Origin of the sequence: Rubidibacter lacunae KORDI 51-2 (assembly GCF_000473895.1) — a bacterium.
GTDB classification, from domain to species: domain Bacteria; phylum Cyanobacteriota; class Cyanobacteriia; order Cyanobacteriales; family Rubidibacteraceae; genus Rubidibacter; species Rubidibacter lacunae.
In genome coordinates this window covers 14,168-32,126 of record NZ_ASSJ01000074.1, presented here as the reverse complement: position 1 = coordinate 32,126, position 17,959 = coordinate 14,168, and the positions used below count along the sequence as shown (strand labels likewise).

Annotated in this window: 13 protein-coding genes; 8 read left to right on the top strand and 5 right to left on the bottom strand. The window is 56.7% G+C overall.

The window, feature by feature from the left end:
• Positions 1 to 7 precede the first annotated feature (7 nt).
• The 3 genes from KR51_RS12885 to def all read right to left on the bottom strand — a co-directional run bounded on the left by KR51_RS12885 (position 8) and on the right by def (position 2,622).
• A complete protein-coding gene (locus KR51_RS12885; RefSeq protein ID WP_022608405.1) occupies positions 8 to 1,555 on the bottom strand; it encodes a sulfatase in 1,548 nt (515 codons plus the stop codon).
• Between the two features lie 280 nt (positions 1,556 to 1,835).
• On the bottom strand, positions 1,836 to 2,033 hold the full coding sequence (locus tag KR51_RS12880; RefSeq protein ID WP_040656225.1) for a hypothetical protein: 198 nt from the start codon (positions 2,031 to 2,033) through the stop codon (positions 1,836 to 1,838).
• A 28-nt stretch (positions 2,034 to 2,061) separates the two neighbouring features.
• Complete coding sequence (def, locus tag KR51_RS12875) at positions 2,062 to 2,622, bottom strand: peptide deformylase (RefSeq protein WP_022608401.1); 561 nt, start codon at positions 2,620 to 2,622, stop codon at positions 2,062 to 2,064.
• Between the two features lie 697 nt (positions 2,623 to 3,319).
• On the opposite strand from def, the gene KR51_RS12870 reads away from it, so the two are divergent.
• The 3 genes from KR51_RS12870 to KR51_RS17635 all read left to right on the top strand — a co-directional run bounded on the left by KR51_RS12870 (position 3,320) and on the right by KR51_RS17635 (position 9,021).
• Positions 3,320 to 4,249, top strand: a complete 930-nt coding sequence (locus tag KR51_RS12870) for a LysR family transcriptional regulator (RefSeq protein WP_022608399.1) — start codon at positions 3,320 to 3,322, stop codon at positions 4,247 to 4,249.
• Between the two features lie 519 nt (positions 4,250 to 4,768).
• Entirely contained in the window at positions 4,769 to 5,794 is a 1,026-nt protein-coding gene (locus KR51_RS12865; protein ID WP_022608397.1) for a 30S ribosomal protein S1, read from the top strand.
• A gap of 500 nt (positions 5,795 to 6,294) precedes the next feature.
• Positions 6,295 to 9,021 carry an FG-GAP-like repeat-containing protein gene (locus KR51_RS17635; RefSeq protein WP_198016781.1) on the top strand — a complete coding sequence of 909 codons (2,727 nt, stop codon included), beginning with the start codon at positions 6,295 to 6,297 and terminating at the stop codon, positions 9,019 to 9,021.
• 221 nt (positions 9,022 to 9,242) lie between these two features.
• Here the strand turns inward: KR51_RS17635 and KR51_RS12855 are convergent, their stop codons facing one another.
• Complete coding sequence (locus tag KR51_RS12855) at positions 9,243 to 10,970, bottom strand: cytochrome c biogenesis protein (protein ID WP_022608393.1); 1,728 nt, start codon at positions 10,968 to 10,970, stop codon at positions 9,243 to 9,245.
• 95 nt (positions 10,971 to 11,065) lie between these two features.
• Positions 11,066 to 12,865: a cytochrome c biogenesis protein ResB gene (locus KR51_RS12850; protein ID WP_022608392.1), complete on the bottom strand. Its 1,800-nt coding sequence runs from the start codon at positions 12,863 to 12,865 to the stop codon at positions 11,066 to 11,068.
• A gap of 852 nt (positions 12,866 to 13,717) precedes the next feature.
• Between KR51_RS12850 and KR51_RS12835 the strand changes: the two genes are divergently transcribed.
• From KR51_RS12835 to KR51_RS12815, 5 genes are all read left to right on the top strand, one after another.
• Positions 13,718 to 14,824 carry a globin family protein gene (locus KR51_RS12835; protein ID WP_022608390.1) on the top strand — a complete coding sequence of 369 codons (1,107 nt, stop codon included), beginning with the start codon at positions 13,718 to 13,720 and terminating at the stop codon, positions 14,822 to 14,824.
• Positions 14,825 to 14,849: 25 nt separating this feature from the next.
• The gene (locus KR51_RS12830; RefSeq protein ID WP_022608388.1) at positions 14,850 to 15,500 is read left to right on the top strand and encodes a cytochrome c3 family protein; all 651 of its coding nucleotides are present in this window, start codon (positions 14,850 to 14,852) and stop codon (positions 15,498 to 15,500) included.
• On the top strand, positions 15,500 to 16,330 hold the full coding sequence (locus KR51_RS12825) for a cytochrome c3 family protein (protein ID WP_022608386.1): 831 nt from the start codon (positions 15,500 to 15,502) through the stop codon (positions 16,328 to 16,330). The genes KR51_RS12830 and KR51_RS12825 overlap by 1 nt, the downstream gene beginning before the upstream one ends.
• 106 nt (positions 16,331 to 16,436) lie before the next feature.
• Positions 16,437 to 17,102, top strand: coding sequence for a Tll0287-like domain-containing protein (locus KR51_RS12820; protein WP_022608384.1), 666 nt, complete (start codon positions 16,437 to 16,439; stop codon positions 17,100 to 17,102).
• Between the two features lie 141 nt (positions 17,103 to 17,243).
• A complete protein-coding gene (locus KR51_RS12815) occupies positions 17,244 to 17,909 on the top strand; it encodes a hypothetical protein (protein WP_022608383.1) in 666 nt (221 codons plus the stop codon).
• Positions 17,910 to 17,959 lie beyond the last annotated feature (50 nt).

Genomic DNA, 17,959 nt, shown 5'->3' with positions numbered 1-17,959 from the left:
CCGGGCTTTACTCCAGATAGCCCAAGTCTCGAAGTCGGCGCATAACGTCTGGGTCGTCGACATTGCTGGCAAGATCGCGCCCCGCACTATGCGACTGCGTGCCCAAGAGTGTTAGGTGGGATTGCAGGCGATCGACCTCTTCGGGCAGCACGTCGCGAAGATTAAGGGTCTCGCGCGGATCGTCAAGGAGGTGATAAAGCTCGGTCGTGCTAATGCCGGCCGGTTCGGTCGAGTCGGTTGCCACCTTGGTCTGGAGTTTGAAATTGGCATCCCAAACAGCTAGCGAGGTCAGATCGCAGGCGCGATCGCGCACGAGGTCGGGCTGGCGCTTCCGAAGTAAACTGAGTACGTTTGCTGGCGGAATGCCTTCGGCAAAGACGACGCCGGGTTCGGTGGTGGAGCGGGCGAGGTCGAGGGATTCTTCGTCGGGAGCCGTCAGCCCGGCCGCCCCCAGAGCCGTGTGGAAAATGCGGCGGGTAGATACGGTTTCCGAGCGGACGCCAGCCGGAAAACCTCCGCGCGGATCGCGAACAATTAACGGGACGTGGGTGAGTTCGTTATATAGGGCATTCGTATGTCCGAGCAATTGCTTTTCGCCAAGATGTTCGCCGTGATCTGCGCAAATGATGACGAGCGCGCGATCGAGCACGCCACCAGCAGCCAGCTGTGCGAAGAAGCGCCCGAGGTGTTCGTCTTGGGCAGCAACTTCAGCATCGTACATGCCATCAAGCGTCGTTTTGTGAGCGTCGGACAGAGGATCGGCTAGGGGGGCGAGCCACCCGTAGACATCGCTGTTGAACTGGTGAAGATAGCGGCGGGCCGAACGATCTATGAGAAAGCGCGGGGCAAATTGCTCGATGTAGCGATGAGGAGGATGGTAGGGCATGTGAGTGCCCATGAGGTTGATGAAGCTAAATACCGGGCGATCGCTAGGCAGACCGGGTCGATCGCAGAGCAGCTCGGCTGCGTCGGCGAGGGATTTAGCCGTGTTGCCTTTGAAACTGAGTGCGGTCTGCCACAGCGGCACCATCAACGGCGTAAAAGACAAGGCCAGCATGGCCTCGGAGCGAGCAAAGGTATCCTGAATGCGTCCGAGCAAGCGTGCGAGCGTGCCCTTAAAAAACTGTCGGTATCGATCGACGAGATTGGGCGCTATCCCGGCTTGGTTGGGATGCGAAGTCAGCAAACCGCTGTAGTTCAGAAAACTCGTGAACCCCCGTCGCAGTCCATTGTCAAGAACGCCGACCAGCGGATTGTTACAAAAGGCCGCGGTATGGTAGCCGCCCTCGCGCAGGCGTTCGGCGAGGGTCGGTAAGGTTGACGGCAGGACCGAGTAAGATTGCACCGCACCGTGCTGAGACGGATAGACCCCCGTGAACATCGAAGCATGGGACGGTATAGTCCATTGGGCTGGGGCGATCGCCTGCTGGAAGCGGGTGGCTTCAGCCGCAAAGGCATCCAGATGCGGCGACGTAGGGCGCTCGTAACCATAGCAGGAGAGGCGATCGGCACGCTGGGTATCGAGCACCAACAGCACGATATCGAGTGGCTGCATTGTTTTGATACAAAAGAACAATTGCGGCGTCAGCCTTAGATGCCTTCACGGTAACCGATTCGAGCCGCGCTCGCGACTTAAACGGGTCGGCAGCTTGAGGCAACCACGTGTAAGTTCCTAGCAAAAAAAGACACTTCCTTGCTGGAGCATCGCCTGGAGTTCGCGTCAAGTTGGATGAGTGGTCTGAAGATCCCAACCTCATTTGCTTGTTCGAGTGAGCGTACTAATGTCCAGGGGACGGAGCAATGAGAGCGGTGCCAATCCAGGCCAACCGTTTTGGTTACTTGAAATTGGCACGAGTATCTTTGACAGCTTCCCAAAATGTGTATCCAGTCAGCGGAATGCTACCAATCAAGATGAGCGCGGTTGCAAGTTCGCCGAACTTGGGATTGCCGTAAGCCAGCTCGAATACCGAACCAACCCCAGCGATCGCGGCAACACAAGACACTAGCAAGAGCACCCCGCTCTTCGGAGTCATGCCCATCCTCTCTTCCTCGACTATTTAACTAAATGGTCTCAACAGCGCGGGTTGAGAACCCTTGCTTCCTGAGCGCCTCGGCAAGTACGAGGTCGTTCGGAACGCGGTCCACAAACAGCACGCCGTTCAAATGGTCGGTCTCGTGCTGAATGACGCGGGCAAGCAAACCCGATGCCTTCATGCGGCGCGGACGCCCGGATTCATCCTTGAACTTCACCTCAATTGCACGCGGGCGCAACACGTCCAAAAACACTTCAGGGATGCTCAAACAGCCTTCTTGACCGACGCAGAGCTCCTGACTAAAACCCTGGATCTCGGGGTTGACTAAGACTAGCGGTGGCGAGGTGGCATTCTCCGGATCGCAATCGGCAACGATGAGGCGCTTGTTAATTCCGACTTGCGGTGCAGCCAAACCGATGCCGTCCTCGCTATACATTGTCTGCAACATCTCTTTGATGAGATTGCGCAAGGTATTATCGACCTTCGCAATGCGCTTGGTATCCTGACGCAGGACGCGATCGCCGAGGTAATGCAACTGGAGGGGGGGGTGCTTGAGCTTTATTTTCTCGACAGCAAGAGCGGCAGTCATACGGCAGGCACCAGAATGGCAGGACCGGTAGTTTAGTTTTTAAAATTCGTTACTGCTGCGATCTTAACAGTTACTCGCAGCGGCTCGGGTTTGGGTGGCTTTCCTTCACGAGCGCATATTACAACTGTGCATGTTAACGCGCCTGGGTCCGCGGGCGATCGGTGCTGGAAATTGGATCGGCGGAGCCTCAATGCCACTTGACGCTGCCGGCGGACGTTTCAACCAAGTTGCGGCTTGTTACTTCGCTACATGAAAAGGTCGGGGGATCTTCAGGACGCGACTCGTTTTCCTATTCTTAATGCCTGCGCAGTCTCCTTTCACTGCCACCGACAGCCCAGAGTCTCGTGCTGGGAAGGACTCAAACCCTTGAGAGACGCTGTTGAAACGCTTTCGTAAGGTATTAAAAAGCTGGAAGCCCAATCCAATTTCAGGCGTAGCTCCCTTGCGGTGTAAAGAGCGGGCTTAAGTCAAGGCGGTCCCGACAACAGTAACGTTCACATACAGTTTAAAACTGACTTTATATTTGAGAAGTTCAATCCTGAGGACTGTCTCCATAGTTTAATATCTATAAATGTCCTGGATGTCCATGCCAGCAGCCGAAGTACGTCTGCCCGAGCGCGTACCGGTTTGCCGAGAGTGCATAAAGGCGCGATCGCGGCGGTTGCACTCCCAGGAGGTACCTCAGATTGTCTTGCCGATGAAAAATGCAACTCTGCACCAACTCAAAGTCTTCGCCGTAGCTGCCCGCCATCTGAGCTTCACGCGGGCGGCGGAGGAGTTGTTTCTAACACAGCCGACGGTTTCGATGCAAATGAAGCAGCTAACTAAAGCTGTCGGCCTGCCTTTGTTCGAGCAGATTGGCAAGCGCCTCTATTTAACCGATGCCGGCAAGCATCTGGCTACTACCTGCCAGCGCATTTTCTCCGAGCTATCGGAGTTTGAAAGCGTTGTCGCAGACCTTAAAGGACTGAAACAAGGCCAGCTCGAGATCGCAGCAGTCAGTACAACGAAATATTTTTTGCCGCGGATCATCGGACCGTTCTGTCAGCGCTATCCCGGCGTCGATATTGCACTGCAGTTCACCAATCACGAGCACATCCTCAACGCCTTGCTCGAGAATCAGTACGACATCTATATCCTCAGCCTGCCTCCGGATTCTCCCGAGGTCGTAACGCTACAAATCATGGAAAATCCGCTTGTGGCGATCGCGCCGCGCGAGCATGCCCTGGCCGGTCAGGTGAAGGTGCCGCTGGAGCGACTGGCACAAGAACCATTCATTATGCGCGAGGTTGGTTCGGGAACGCGTCGCGCGATCGAGGAGCTATTCTCCGAGCGCGGTCTGGAAATATCCGTGCGCCTTGAGCTGGGCAGTAACGAGGCAATCAAGCAGGCGATCGTAGGCGGGCTCGGCGTGTCGGTATTGTCTAAGCACACACTTGCCCTCGAAAAAGAAGACGGTCCGCTTGTCGTCCTCGACGTGGAATCGCTGCCAATCCAGCGACACTGGTATGCAATCTATCCTGCTGGTAAGCAGCCGACAATTGTAGCAAAGACGTTCCTAGAGTTTCTGGAATCAGACACCCTCGAACCTTTGTCGAAGGCAATTCCCCTCATCGACGAGGCGTAAAGGTTGGTGTCACTTACCCAGAATTAATTAAATTAGGGCTACAGAATTGCTGAATTGAGCCTGTATCAAACATCCATTTTCTGACGCACAGGCACAAGAGCGGTCGAGCATCCTGCCCTCAAGGAACATGGCGCAGGAATTTGTCTGGGGGTTCACAAAGGCTGCTCCGCTTGCGAAGGCGTTCGGTTATGGGGAACGAAATGCGCCTCAGGGTCATATCGGCATTTTGTAAATAAGGTCTGCACTTCAGTATTAGGTCTGCACTTCAGCATTATTTAAGCTATGATTGGATTCCGGTATGCGGCGTCCGTCCCGGTCCAATTTGCTTGCCGAGCTGGAGTGCTAGACTCGGAGCACACTGACTGGTGCGGCGTTAAGTCACGCGAACTATTGCACCGACGCACCGAGGAGCTGCCGGACCGCAGCGACTCCTCTGCTGCTGGCAGAGAGACGGGCAAGTGTAGTTTGCTGCCGAAAACAACCACAACGGAGAGCGAAACCCCAAGGACTTCAGCGCACATGGTCAATTTGGAAGCAGCTACCGATCGCCAAGCCAATATCGGCTTCACCCACGAAGATTTCGCGGCTCTGCTCGATAAGTACGATTATCACTTCAACCCCGGCGATATCGTAGCCGGGACCGTTTTCAGTATGGAGCCACGTGGGGCGCTGATCGATATCGGTGCTAAGACGGCGGCTTACATTCCCATTCAGGAAATGTCAATCAACCGGGTGGAGAGCCCGGATGAGGTACTGCAGTCGGACGAGACGCGCGAGTTCTTTATCCTCACCGACGAGAACGAGGACGGTCAGCTGACGCTGTCGATTCGACGCATCGAGTATATGCGTGCTTGGGAGCGAGTACGCCAATTGCAGTCCGAGGATGCGACCGTTCGTTCGGGGGTGTTTGCAACCAACCGCGGTGGTGCGTTAGTCCGTATCGAAGGCTTGCGCGGCTTCATCCCGGGGTCGCATATCAGTACGCGCCAGCCGAAGGAAGAATTGGTTTCGCAAGAACTGCCGCTGAAGTTTTTGGAAGTAGATGAAGACCGCAACCGTTTGGTCTTGAGTCACCGGCGCGCGCTGGTAGAGCGCAAGATGAGCGGTTTGCAAGTCGGCGAGGTCGTGATTGGAACCGTGCGCGGTATCAAGCCTTACGGCGCCTTCATCGATATCGGCGGCGTCAGCGGTCTGTTACACATCTCCGAAATTTCCCACGACCACATCGATACGCCCCACAGTGTCTTCGGCATCAACGACGAATTGAAAGTCATGATCATCGATCTCGATGCCGAACGCGGTCGGATTTCGCTTTCGACGAAGCAACTCGAACCCGAACCGGGTGACATGCTGAAGGACCGCGATCTCGTTTTTGAAAAAGCAGAAGAAATGGCCGAGAAATTCCGCCAGAAGCTCCTTGCAAAGGAGCAGGAGAAGCGGGCAGCAGCAGAGTCATCAGAGTCATCAGAGTCAGCAGATAACGGTTACGATGCTGGCGCCGAGTTCGACGATGAAGCTGTAGATGCAGCAGCGGCTGCTACATAGAAGACCTCCTACCCTGACTGACCGACAACAGTGCCTCAAGCCACGCAAGCTCCTGTGGAGATTGCAGGGGTTTCAGGAGATGTGTCAGTCAGCTAGCCTCCACCCCCATCTCAGCCCAAAGCTGTTTTTAGCGGATCCTAGGGCTTTGCAGCGAACTGGATAGCGCGAGACAGATCCGCGACAGATCCCTACCTGGGGGATATAAATTAGCAGCAGTGCGATCGCACTGCTGCTTTGTCGTGTAGACAAAACTTATGTGAAATTTTTAGACCTTGTGCTATCTTGCCCAGGGCGTCTAAATATCCATGGCACTGGCTTCCAGACGCTTTTCCAACCTCTAATAATCCCGTACAGGAATGAAAACCGCAAGTTCCATAATTCTGCCTGCCATAGCGCCTGTCTTAGGCGCTGTCGGTCCAACTCCGACGGCACGCTTGTTCCGCCGAGATTCCGAACGCGTTTCTTCCGCGCCAACCTTTGGCCTTGTGGGTCCCGCCGTTGTGAACACCTCCGGAACAGACTCCACAATCGAGAGCGAGCCTTGGATTGGCGAGGTGTTTGTCGGGCCGCTGCCTTTTAAAGAGCTATTGCCTCGAGCTGCTGTTAAACCTTTGTCGGACTCGCGTGCAGTTGTCTTCGGACTGGCAACGAACGATGACTTGCTCGACGGTAGACCTTTGGAGGTCGTAGAAAACGGCAACACCTTTGAGCTGGAAACAGATTTATTGTTCCCGATTAGGTTGCAGCGGTTGAATCCCCTGTCCGATCGCGTGAGCTACGTCCTCAGCGCTCTGGGAGAAGTCGGGCAGACACCAACTGACGAAGCGGAGATCGATGCAAGCGCCATAGTGCGCGACGGACTTGTAGCTGTGGAAGGGATCGCTTCGGGCTCAGGGACAGCCTTGCAGGCCGATTTGGAGCAACTGGGCTTGCAGGATGCCAGCAGGTACGGGCGCGTGGTTTCCGGTTGGCTGCCGACTGACGCGATCGCGAACGTGGAAAACTTGTCTAGCTTGGAGTACTTGCTACCCACTGCTCAGCCCATTAAAAGCGTTGGCGCAACGACCAGTCAGGGGGTTGCTGCGATTCAGGCCGACCTGGGCAGCCAGCAATTCTTCGGAGTCGATGGCAGCGGCATAACGATCGGCGTGCTCTCCGATAGCTACAACAATCTGAGTGGAGCTGGTGCCGATATAGCCAGCGGCGATCTGCCGGGCGCGGGCAACCCGTTCGGACGCACGAGCAACATCAACGTCATCGGGGATTTGCCATTTGGCGGCAGCGATGAGGGCCGCGCCATGATGCAACTCATTCACGATGTTGCCCCCGGTGCGACGTTGCTGTTCCGCACCGCTTTTCTCGGTTCTGCCGACTTCGCTCAAGGCATTGGCGAACTCGTTGCTGCGGGAGCTGACATTATTGTGGATGACATTGGCTACTTGAACGAGCCCTTCTTCCAGGACGGTATTATTGCTCAAGCCGCCGATGCCGCGGCAGCGGCGGGGGTAGCTTACTTTTCTGCGGCGGGAAACAGCGGTCGCGATTCCTATGAAAGCGATTTCCGTCTCGGTCTCGATGACTCTATAAGCTCAGGCTACATTTTTCACGATTTCAACCCCGGCAGCGGAATTGATATCTACCAGCAACTACAACTCGGTCCTGGCAAAACGCTCGACCTCTCGTTTCAATGGGATTCGCCCTTTGCCTCTGCTGGCGGTTCTGGGTCGACCAACGACCTCGACATCTTCCTACTCAACAGCAGTGCAACAACCATTGTTGCGGGCAGTGTAAATAACAACATCGGTAACAATGCTGTCGAGCTATTGAGCTATACCAACTTTTCTGGCAGCACGCAAACTCTAAACTTGGCGATCGGGCGCTATGTTCCGGTCGGCGGCAGTAATCCCGGACGCATCAAGTACATTAACTTTGGCGAGGGGATCAATTTCGAATACGCCACCAACAGCCCTACGTCATTCGGCCACCCGACTGCTGCTGGCGCGGCCGGCGTGGGTGCAGCGTTTTATGGCAACACGCCGGCTTTTGGGACGACTCCACCTGTACTCGAGTCCTTTTCATCTGCAGGTGGCACGCAAATTCTCTTCGATACCAATGGCAATCTCCTCGCCCAACCCGAAATCCGTAATCAGCCTCGCTTTACTGCCCCTGACGGCACCAACACAACGTTTTTCGGTAGCGACTTCGAGGGCGACGGGTTCCCTAACTTTTTCGGAACGTCAGCGGCCGCTCCCCATGCCGCCGCCGCCGCCGCTCTATTACTCGATGCTCAGGGCGGTCCCGGCAAACTTAGCCCTCAGCAAATTTACCAAATTCTCGAAGAGACCGCCGTCGATATGGGACAACCCGGCTACGACTTTAACAGCGGTTTCGGACTGATCGATGTCAATGCTGCCCTGGAGGCGCTACCGCCCATCAGCGGTGGTGGCGGTGGCGGGCTCACAGCTGACTTCAATGACGACGGTAAGGTTGATATTCTCTGGCGCAACACCGAAAACGGGAATAACAGCGTCTGGCTCATGGACGATACCAATCGCATCGGCGTCAGTCAGCTGAATCCCTATGTCGTTCCCACGGAGTGGAGCATTGGGGGACTCGGCGACTTTAACAGCGACGGCGAGGTCGATATTCTCTGGCGCAACTCAGAAAACGGGACTAACAGCGTGTGGTTCATGAACGACACTCAACGCGTCAGTTCCGCCCAGCTTACCCCCAGTCCGATTCAGGGACCGTGGCGGATTGCCGGGGTGGCTGACTTCAACAACGACGGGAAGGATGACGTACTCTGGCGCAATCGCGCGAACGGTGAGGCGACGGTTTGGTATATGGACGGCGTTAACCGCATTGGCTATTCGCCCCTCTCACCTACCGGCCCAACCTTGGCCTGGGATATTAGCGGTATCGGCGATTTCAACAACGACGATCGCCCCGATATCCTCTGGCGCAACTCAGAAAATGGGCTTAACACCGTGTGGTTCTTGAATGACACTCAGCTTACGGGTTCCGCCCAGCTTTCTCCGGGTCCGATTCAGAGTCCTTGGCGGATTGCTGGGGCGGGCGACTTCAACAACGACGGCAACGATGACGTGCTCTGGCGCAACCGCGCTAACGGTGAGGCGTTGGTTTGGTATATGGACGGCGTTAACCGCATTGGCTATTCGCCCCTCTCACCTACCGGCGCACCCTTAGATTGGGAAGCAACGGTTTGATCGTTCGGCAGTCCTGCACAGTGAGGGTGGCGTTGGTGCAGAATTCGCACTTAGCCATGCTCCCAACCCTGCACGAGCATCATACTTCAGGACTACCGAACGTTCTATAGTTCGTGCGCTTAGCGACCCGGCTGTCACAGCCGGGTCGCTTGCCTCTTTTCAGCCTAGATCGCTTGCCTTGACTGACACGGTGCGCCGGTTGTCCGCGCTCCACATATCCGTCAGTCAACCAGACCGGATATCTCAACGCTCGGTTTACGATTATTTCCCTCGGCTGCTAGGGTTTCCGCCGAACTTCCCCAACCGGCATGGCGGGCTGCCGCGATCGCAACCAACAACAAATCCACACCGACAACACTGGCGATCGCGAGTTCCGAACCGCCCGTCCCGAATCCGTAACTGTGCAAGCCGGAACCGAGTACGAAGTTGACGCCGTACCAGGCCATCAACACGGCATTGAATGACACGATGCTGGTGACATTGAGTCCGAAGTCATCAATCCAGCCAACGAGCCGCCCGTGCAGCGGCGCGACGTAGCACAATAGCGCGATCAGCGCCCAGGTTTCTTTGGGATCCCAACCCCAGAATCGTCCCCAGGAGAAGTGCGCCCAGATGCCGCCCAGGATGATGCCGGCCGTCAGCAGCAGCACGCCGACTTGCAAGACGCGGTAGTTGAGCTGCGTAAGCGTTTTGAGGCGCAGTGTCGCCTGCGGCGCAAAGACGTAATTGGCGATCGCTACATGACCCACCCCGAGGGCTAGGGCAAAGCTGGCGTAGCTGAGAGCAATCGTCGGGACGTGGATGCTGAGCCAGAAATTATCGCGCAGAACCGGCACGAGCGGCGAGATCGTGGGGTCCAAAACGGCAGGCAAGCTGTCAGCAAGGACCAAGCAAACGATTGCCAGAGGAGCAGCTGCCAGTAAGTAGTAGCGAGCGCGCGAGCATAGCTCGAAGACTAAAGCGATCGCGGCAATCCCGAAACCAACCCACACCACCGACTCGTACATGTTGGTGACGGGCGGGCGACCGGCAATTTGCATCCGCGCCCAGAACCCGTATGTCTGTATGCCAATTCCGGTTATGAAGAGGCCGATCGCGCCCCAGTACAGCGGCTGGCGCAGCACCCCAATGCTGGCGAGGGCGATCGCGAACGCCAAACCATAAAGCTTCCAAGCTTTAGCAAAGGGATGGAAATGATTGAAGCGGACCTCGCGCGCCAAGACTGCGTCGGCAGGATAGATTGCGGGACTGAGGGCGGTTAAGCCATCTTTCAGCGCAGCAGCCAAGGGAGCGATCGCGTTTAAGTGGAGAGCACCCCCACTCAACAGAGTCTGCTGCATTAACGCATAGTCTGCCAGCAACGGCGCGATCGTTTCGGGCTCGTACAGCTTTTGCCCTTGCGACAATCCGACCCACGTGCCTTTGAGATCGGATGGATGGGGCACGAGCGGCAGATTGGTGTCGCCAACCGCGTTGTAGAGTAGCGTCACGCGGTCTTCGACGGCGAGCGCCTCGCGCTCCAGGCGCTCGAGGTCTTGGTCATCGGCGCGCTTCTGTCGCGCCCGCCCCACGAGGGCTCCCAACTCGCTGTTATTGACGAGTTCTTGGAAGGCAAAGCGCTTGCGATCGCGGTCCAAACCGACGACCTCGCGCAGCGGGCGATATCCGACCAAAATGAAGGGTTCGGTATTCCAGTTGCGCGTGTTGAACCACAGCGACAGGTACGTGTCGAAATAGTCTTCGGCACGCTCGTCGTGGCGGTAGGTCGTCGCGCCGTAGATTTGGGCAACAGTTTCCTTGGCAACGGTATCGAGCGGTTTCTTGCGACCGTCGAGCTGTACGGCAAGGGTACGAAGCGAGTCGAGGTTGTCGGGCTGAAACTGCCCGAGCGGCAGCAGGAGCAGCAAGCAACCCAAGCAAAAACCGATGATGCCAGCCAGGACTTTCATGATGTTTGGTAGAGTTCGTGCGTTCGGTAGGTTGAATGGATTGCGGTCGGGTTTGTTGAAAGGGATCGCTGGCGTGCGAGCGATCCGAGCTGAGCTTACCGACCGGCAGCAATCGGTGCCGCCTCGGGCTCGACGCGATCGCCACCGGGCTCGATACCAGGGTCAACCCCGGGCGCGATTGCCTTGGGTTGGGTGCGGCGGCGCAATTGCTTGGCGAGGGCCGGACCGTAGAACATGGTGGCAATGCCGGAGACAACTAGTAGCGAACCGCTCCACGTCAGGGCCGTTACCCACCAGGGCTCGCGCTTGAGCTGGAGCGTCGATTGCTGTAAATCGCCGGGATTCCAAGAGGCTTGGGCCAGCTTCCAGCCCCGGAACCAGGTCGGATGGTTCATCCACACGTTGCGGCGAGCGATCTCATTGCGCTGCGGGTCGAGCAAGGTCACGCGGCTCGTCCACATCGCGACCGAGTCGCTGCCCTCATTGCGCTCGACAATAAAATCGTCCAGCTTCACCCAAAAGGGCAGCTGCAATCGCTTCGGACTGAATGCCGCGACGTAATCGCCGCCGGCCGTCGACAGCGTTGCTGGTTCGCCCCACGGCAACCAGGTGTTGCTGCCATCCGAAGCGACGACGTGCAATGCTGGCGCTGCCTCTGTTGACATCGTCCCTGCTGCCACGGGCGTTACGGGGACCGTGCGTCGGACTAACCGGGCGCGATCGCGCCGCTCGATTGCCGTGATGCGAAAGTCCGCCCAGCCCGGCGTTACGGATTCGCCAAGGCTCAGCTCGCCGCGTTTGAACCCTTGTGACGAACGCGCCGCATATAACAGTTTGTCGCTGGGAGCGATCGCGATGCGGAAGTAGTCGGAGGCAGTGATTTGGGGGGCTGCATAGCTGGCGGTTAGCGCGATATCGTTACCGGAGCGCGTCGGCTCGAACCCGCGCCCGTAGACAAACCAGCGTTCGCGTTGACCGTGGGCAGATACTTCAAGCTGTAGGGCCGGATTGCGAAACTCCTGGGATACAGTCGTCGGATGGTTGTCCGCATCGAGGCGGAAGTCTGGAAACACCCGCACCACCCGAACTGCGATCGCGTCCGCGAGTCGGACCGTCTGCCCCAGCTGTTCGCGCACGTCGAGGACAGCTGTTTCGCCTGCCACCTTCAGCTCCAACGTGCCCCACGCTTCATCGGACGGCGGGCTCAACAACCGCTCCAGGTCGTCCTCATCGGCAGCTCGGCGGATCTCGAGCTGTGCCGGACCGACGGTCACGCGGACGTAGCCAGCCGGAGCCAGGGCTAACCAGCGCTCCAGGGTTTGACCCATGCGATCGCTCTCCAAGCGCAACCGCACGGCTGGATTACGAACTGCTCCGTCGTTGGCAAAGGTTGCTGAGGCAATCGCCGATTCGGTGTAGCCGGACACAGATAAATCGCCAACTTGGGGGGGATATATCGACCCGTCGGCGCGAACGAAGATGTCGGCTTGTTGCTGCATGCCGTCGGGGTCAATGACGTCCAACACCTCTCCCTGCAAGCGAACTTGGTTATTCGGCTCGCTGTCGGTCCGAACCAATAGCATCCCCTCAACGCAGAGGTGAATGACAGCTGCCGAACCAGCGATAATCGCAATCAACCCCCAGTGCGTCAAGGCAAAGCCAATCTTACGCGGTCCGCGCCAAGGATAACGACTTAAGGTAGATACCCCCAAGTTCACCGCCAGTAAGAACATCAGCGCGCCGAACCAGGGACTTTTGTAAACCGCCTGCTGCACGACGGACGACCCGACCGTCGATTCATAGAACGTTGCTGCGATCGAAATAACTGCGATCGCAACTAGCAAAGGTACGGCTAGTCGGACGGACCCGAGAAAACGAACGAACTTAGCAGTCATGAAACATCATCGTAGGGAGGAGACGCGTAGTACTTGCGCTGAGTTATTACTTGGTAACTCCAGCTGACCGAACCGACAATGCCGGCAGTAGCTGCAATGGTGCCCCAGTCTAACTCGCCACATTTGAAGTAAAACCGAGCTTCAGTGCGATCGGAGTCATATGCGACTATTAGGATGGCAAATCCAGTGCGCAATCTTTTGTAAAAAACATTGCAAAATCGCGCCCCTTAATGCAAGAAATGCATCAGCATGTCATGCCACAGAGCGTGCAAAAAAAACCGCATGAAAGCTATGCGCATGTCGAATCGTTCTTTGTCATGCCGTAGTATCTGATACTGATTCGGACATCTTTTTGCACGAGGATGCCAAGCCAGAACCACGGACATTGCATCTGAAGTTCCGCAGCAAAGCGAAACAGATTTCTCAGAGCTGGTTGCATTGGCAGGGGCTCGCGCTTGGGGGGCGCATCATCATGCATATATTGCAAGAACAACTTTCATCATGCAATCGCATCACTGAGGTTTCGTAGCGTTTTAGACAAAATCACTCCCGACGAGCGAGCTAATGTTTGTAATCAGTGATACGCGAATCGGAATACTCGATATTATCTCAAAGTGCTGGTAATATCTGGATCGGCTTCGGTAAGAGTCTCGTGCGAGCAAACGATTTAATAGTTGCTCGCTCTTAAACTGCTTACGTCGGACTTTAGAACTGATGCTTCGCGGCCGTTTTTGCATGCGCGATCGCTTGCGCCTCGTGGTGTAAGGTCGGGCTAGAGTTCGCACAGTTTCTTCCGGATTTATTTGGTTTCGGATTTTAACCCCCGCATTATTTTGGAGACCCGTATTGGCGATGAGTCCTGACGCTGGAAATTCCCAAGAACCGGGGCTGCAGGTGCAGCTCTTGGAAACGAGTTTTGAGAAAGTCAAGCCGCGTGCTGAGGAGTTTGCTAGCAGTTTCTACGAAAACCTATTTTTCGACTACCCCGATGCCAAGCCACTGTTTGCGAACGCGGATCTCAAGGCTCAGAGCAAGAAGCTCTTAGCATCCCTGGTGTTCGTTGTCGATAACCTCAAGAACCCCGATGCCCTGACTAAAGCCCTCAAGGGGCTGGGCGCACGCCACGTTCGATACGGTGCACTCCCCGAGCACTATCCCCTTGTCGGCAATACACTGTTGAAAACGTTCGCGCAGTATCTTGGCGATGCTTGGACGCCTGCAACTGAGAAGGCTTGGACCGAGGTTTATGGCGTCATCACTGAGGTGATGCTGGACGGTGCCGATTACTCGCCAGACAACGTGAAGTTGGCAGCAGTTGCGGCCACCGAAGCGGAAGCGGAAGCTGAGGGCGACAGTGGGTTGCAAGTTGGATTGCTGGAAGGCAGCTTTGCGCTGGTCAAGCCGCGTGCCGAAGCGTTTGCCCGCAGTTTCTATAACAACTTGTTTGCAGATTATCCTGCTGCCAAGCCTCTTTTCTCCGGCACCGATATGGAGGCTCAAAGCAAGAAGTTGCTGTCATCGTTGGATTACGTCGTTGCCCACCTTAAATATCCGGTCGCACTATCGGAAGCCCTCAAAGGGCTGGGTGCGCGCCACGTTCAGTACGGTGCTCTTCCCGAGCATTATCCCCTCGTCGGCAATACTCTGTTGAAAACGTTCTCGCAATATCTCGGTGAGGGGTGGACCTCAGAGACCGAGAAGGCTTGGACGGAGGCTTATGGTGTCATCACCGAGGTGATGCTAGATGGTGCTGACTATTCACAAACCGAGGTACGGCTGGAGTCTGCCCGTCCTGGGAACGGCGTGACGCAATCAGTACCAGGAGCAACGGCGGACACCCAGACATTACACGCATCAGACTCTTCAGACGAGTTTGATGAGGGCACGAATGTGGGACTTGTTGCGGGGATTGTTGCTGGGGGCGTGACAGCAATTATTCTCCTGCTGCTGTTGCTTTAGGAAGGGGGTCTCGGATAGTAGCGATATGGCATCTACTGCACGGCAAAGACGGTTTCGATGGCGATCGCTGTTTGGTTTCAAGGGTGCGGTTTTTCTTGCTTGTGTGGTGCTGGTGACGTGGCTTTCTGCGGCATTTGCATTGGACGCGAAGCAGATCTTCTTGCCTGGCGAAACTTCGGTCGGTCACTATTTGTTCGAGACCTCTTGTAATTCATGTCATGAGGGTTTCAAACCCGTGACGAACGAAACGTGCACTCGCTGCCACGAAGCCGAGATGGCAACGGATGTCCACGGTCGCAAGAAGTTTTTGGACCCGCGCTGGGCCGGGAGCTTGCAAAGGCTGGAGGTGCTGACCTGCACGACTTGCCATAACGAGCACGTGCATATGTTCGGGCGCGGGGTCCACTTACAGCCGGATCTATGCACGATCTGCCACGAGGGCATCATTACCGGCGACCTCATCAGCCACAACGGCTTTACGCCTGATGGGTGCTGGACCGCAGGCTGTCACAACTTTCACGACCACCGCACGATCTCGACGGGTTTCCTGCGCAAGAATATCGACCAACCGCCGATGCTACCGGTACAGCAGCTGCGCGATCGCGCGATCGTCCCGACGCTGGAAGTCGCTCCAGCGCCGGACTTGCAGAAGGAGTTCCGGGGAGGGGGTGCGTGATGATACTGACTCGCACGACCCGGTTCGCACTCTGCCTGGTGGCGCTGCTCGTGGCGTTCGGATGGTACAGCAATTGGTTGACACCAGCGGCTGCCGATCGCCTGGCACCAGCAGCGGTTGAAGAGGCAACGCAGCTTTGGAAAACCAGCGCGCATGCCCTCGGCGAGGTCAATTGTTCGAGCTGCCACCAAGATGCCGAGACCAAGAGCTTTGTAGCCAAGCCGACCTATGAAAGCTGCCGGTCTTGCCACGAGCAGTCGGTGGATACGTTCTTGCTGGGCAAGCACGGCATTCGCCTGCTTGAAGGTGAATCGCCGCTCAAGCCCGCCCTTGCGCGACTTCCCATGCATGCCGAGGCGCGCGACTTGCTGATGACCTGCAACACCTGCCACGATGTGCACTCGGTCGATACGGTGGTGGCGTCGGTCGATTCCTGCCTGACCTGTCACAACGACACGCACTCGCAGAACTATCGCGACTCCGCCCACGCCGGGCTATTTGAAGCATCCAAGAGTTTGCCGCGCCCGAGCGCCACGGCCGTGAGCTGCGCCACCTGTCACCTCCCGCGCTACGAGCACGGACAAGGTGATAATGCCGTCACCCTGGTCAATCACAACAACACCTACACGCTGCTGCCGCGCGATCGCATGGTGGGCGAGGTATGTGCCAACTGCCACGGTGTCGAATTCGGCTACAACAGCATTTTTGACGACGAGTTGGTGGAGGCGAACTTCGATCGCCCGCCAACCCTCTCGCTGCAGACCTTCGACTTGATCCGCGCGCTCGAGGAGCGCCGGGCGGGTCGGGACCAGAAGGATGCTTCCGAGTAGCTTCGTCAACACCAACGTTCGCCTGCTGCGAACCCTACGTCCTGTTTCCCTACCCAATCCCTACCCAATCCCTACCCGACTTAGACCAAGAGGAGATCGTTCACTTATGAACTTTGCAAACGAACTGGAAACCTGGCTCGATCGCGTGCGGACGCGGACCGTTGCCTTCATCGCGATCGTCATAGCCGTCTGCGTTACGGCAGTATCCTGCAGCGGTGGCGGTGCCGACACCAGCCAGGCAAGCGCCGGCATTGCCCCCGAGCTGGTTGCCGATTACATCCACACCGTACTGGCCGCAGATCGGACGGCTTACACCAAGCACGTGGTCAACCGCGCGCAGACGCTGGAAGGGAAAGCCAAAGACAACGGCGTCCTGACTGTTGAAGCAACGGAAGGGTGGCAACAAACCGACGGCATTCCACTGCCCGCTCAAATGTTCCGCCTTGGCTCGGAAATCGCCAACGAGTCGGGATACTTCACCTACAACCTGATTTCCCCCTGGTACATCAACGACAACCACGCTCCCAAAGGTGACTTCGAGCAGACGGCGATGGATGAAACGATTGCCACGGGCGAGCCGTACAAGGGCTACCAAGAGGTTGCCGGCCAGCAGTACTTCTCGGCGCTTTACCCTGACAAGGCCGTGGCTGAGGCCTGCGTGACTTGCCACAATACCCACCCGATTCACCTGGAGCGCTATCCCGACAAGTTGTTCGAGATGGATGAAGTGATGGGTGGGATCATCATCAACATCCCCCTCGCAGGTGCATAAATGCCCTCATCGGGCGATCGCGCGCGATCGCCCTCGCATTCTCTCGATAGAACTGGGAAATCGCGGGCGGTTTCCCAGTTTTCCCCGTAATTTGGAACCGCTCGCGCTCCTACCCAGCTTTACTTTCTCTCCCTAAGGTTCATGTCCGACTCAGCTTCTCCCGTGGACCTGCCCGCTCGGGCATCGTCGTCGCCTAAGCTCAAACCGTCGCGAGGCATCCAGCCGACGTTTCGGACGTTGATTGTGCTGACGCTGGTTGTGGCAGCACTCCTGACACCCTTTGCCTTCAGTGCCATCTACCTCGATTATTTGCGCGATCGCTCGATCGACTTACACACGTTCTTGCGCGGAGAAATCTACAAGCAGACGACCGGTTACATTGCCCTAGCGTTCCTGTTGTTTGAGGTTCTGTTGGCGGCGCGCAAGCGCGGACGCGGCTGGGTCGTGAAGGTTAAGCTTCCCGGTACGTTGCAGTTTTGGCGCCGGTTGCACATTTTCCTGGGCGTCGGCTTGGTCGGGATGGTCTTGGTTCACACTCTGGGGGTCAACGGACTGAACTTCAATGCGATATTCCTGTGGGTGTTTTTTGCGGTCACGCTTTCGGCCTTGGTCGGCGTTGTTGCTGAGTCGGGCGTTCTGGAGTCCTCTCGTCGCGTCTTCCTCCGGTTGCCGGGCGGTCAGGTGCTGACGAAAGGTCCGCTGATTCGCGGGATGCGCGCGATTTGGCTGTCAGCGCACATTTTCTTGGTTTCGATCTTTTCCGTTTTATCGATCTTCCATATTGCACTTGCTTACTACTACCAGTAAGAAACCGTTCGGCGATGGAGACCGATTGGGGCTCTATCGCTTGTCGAGCC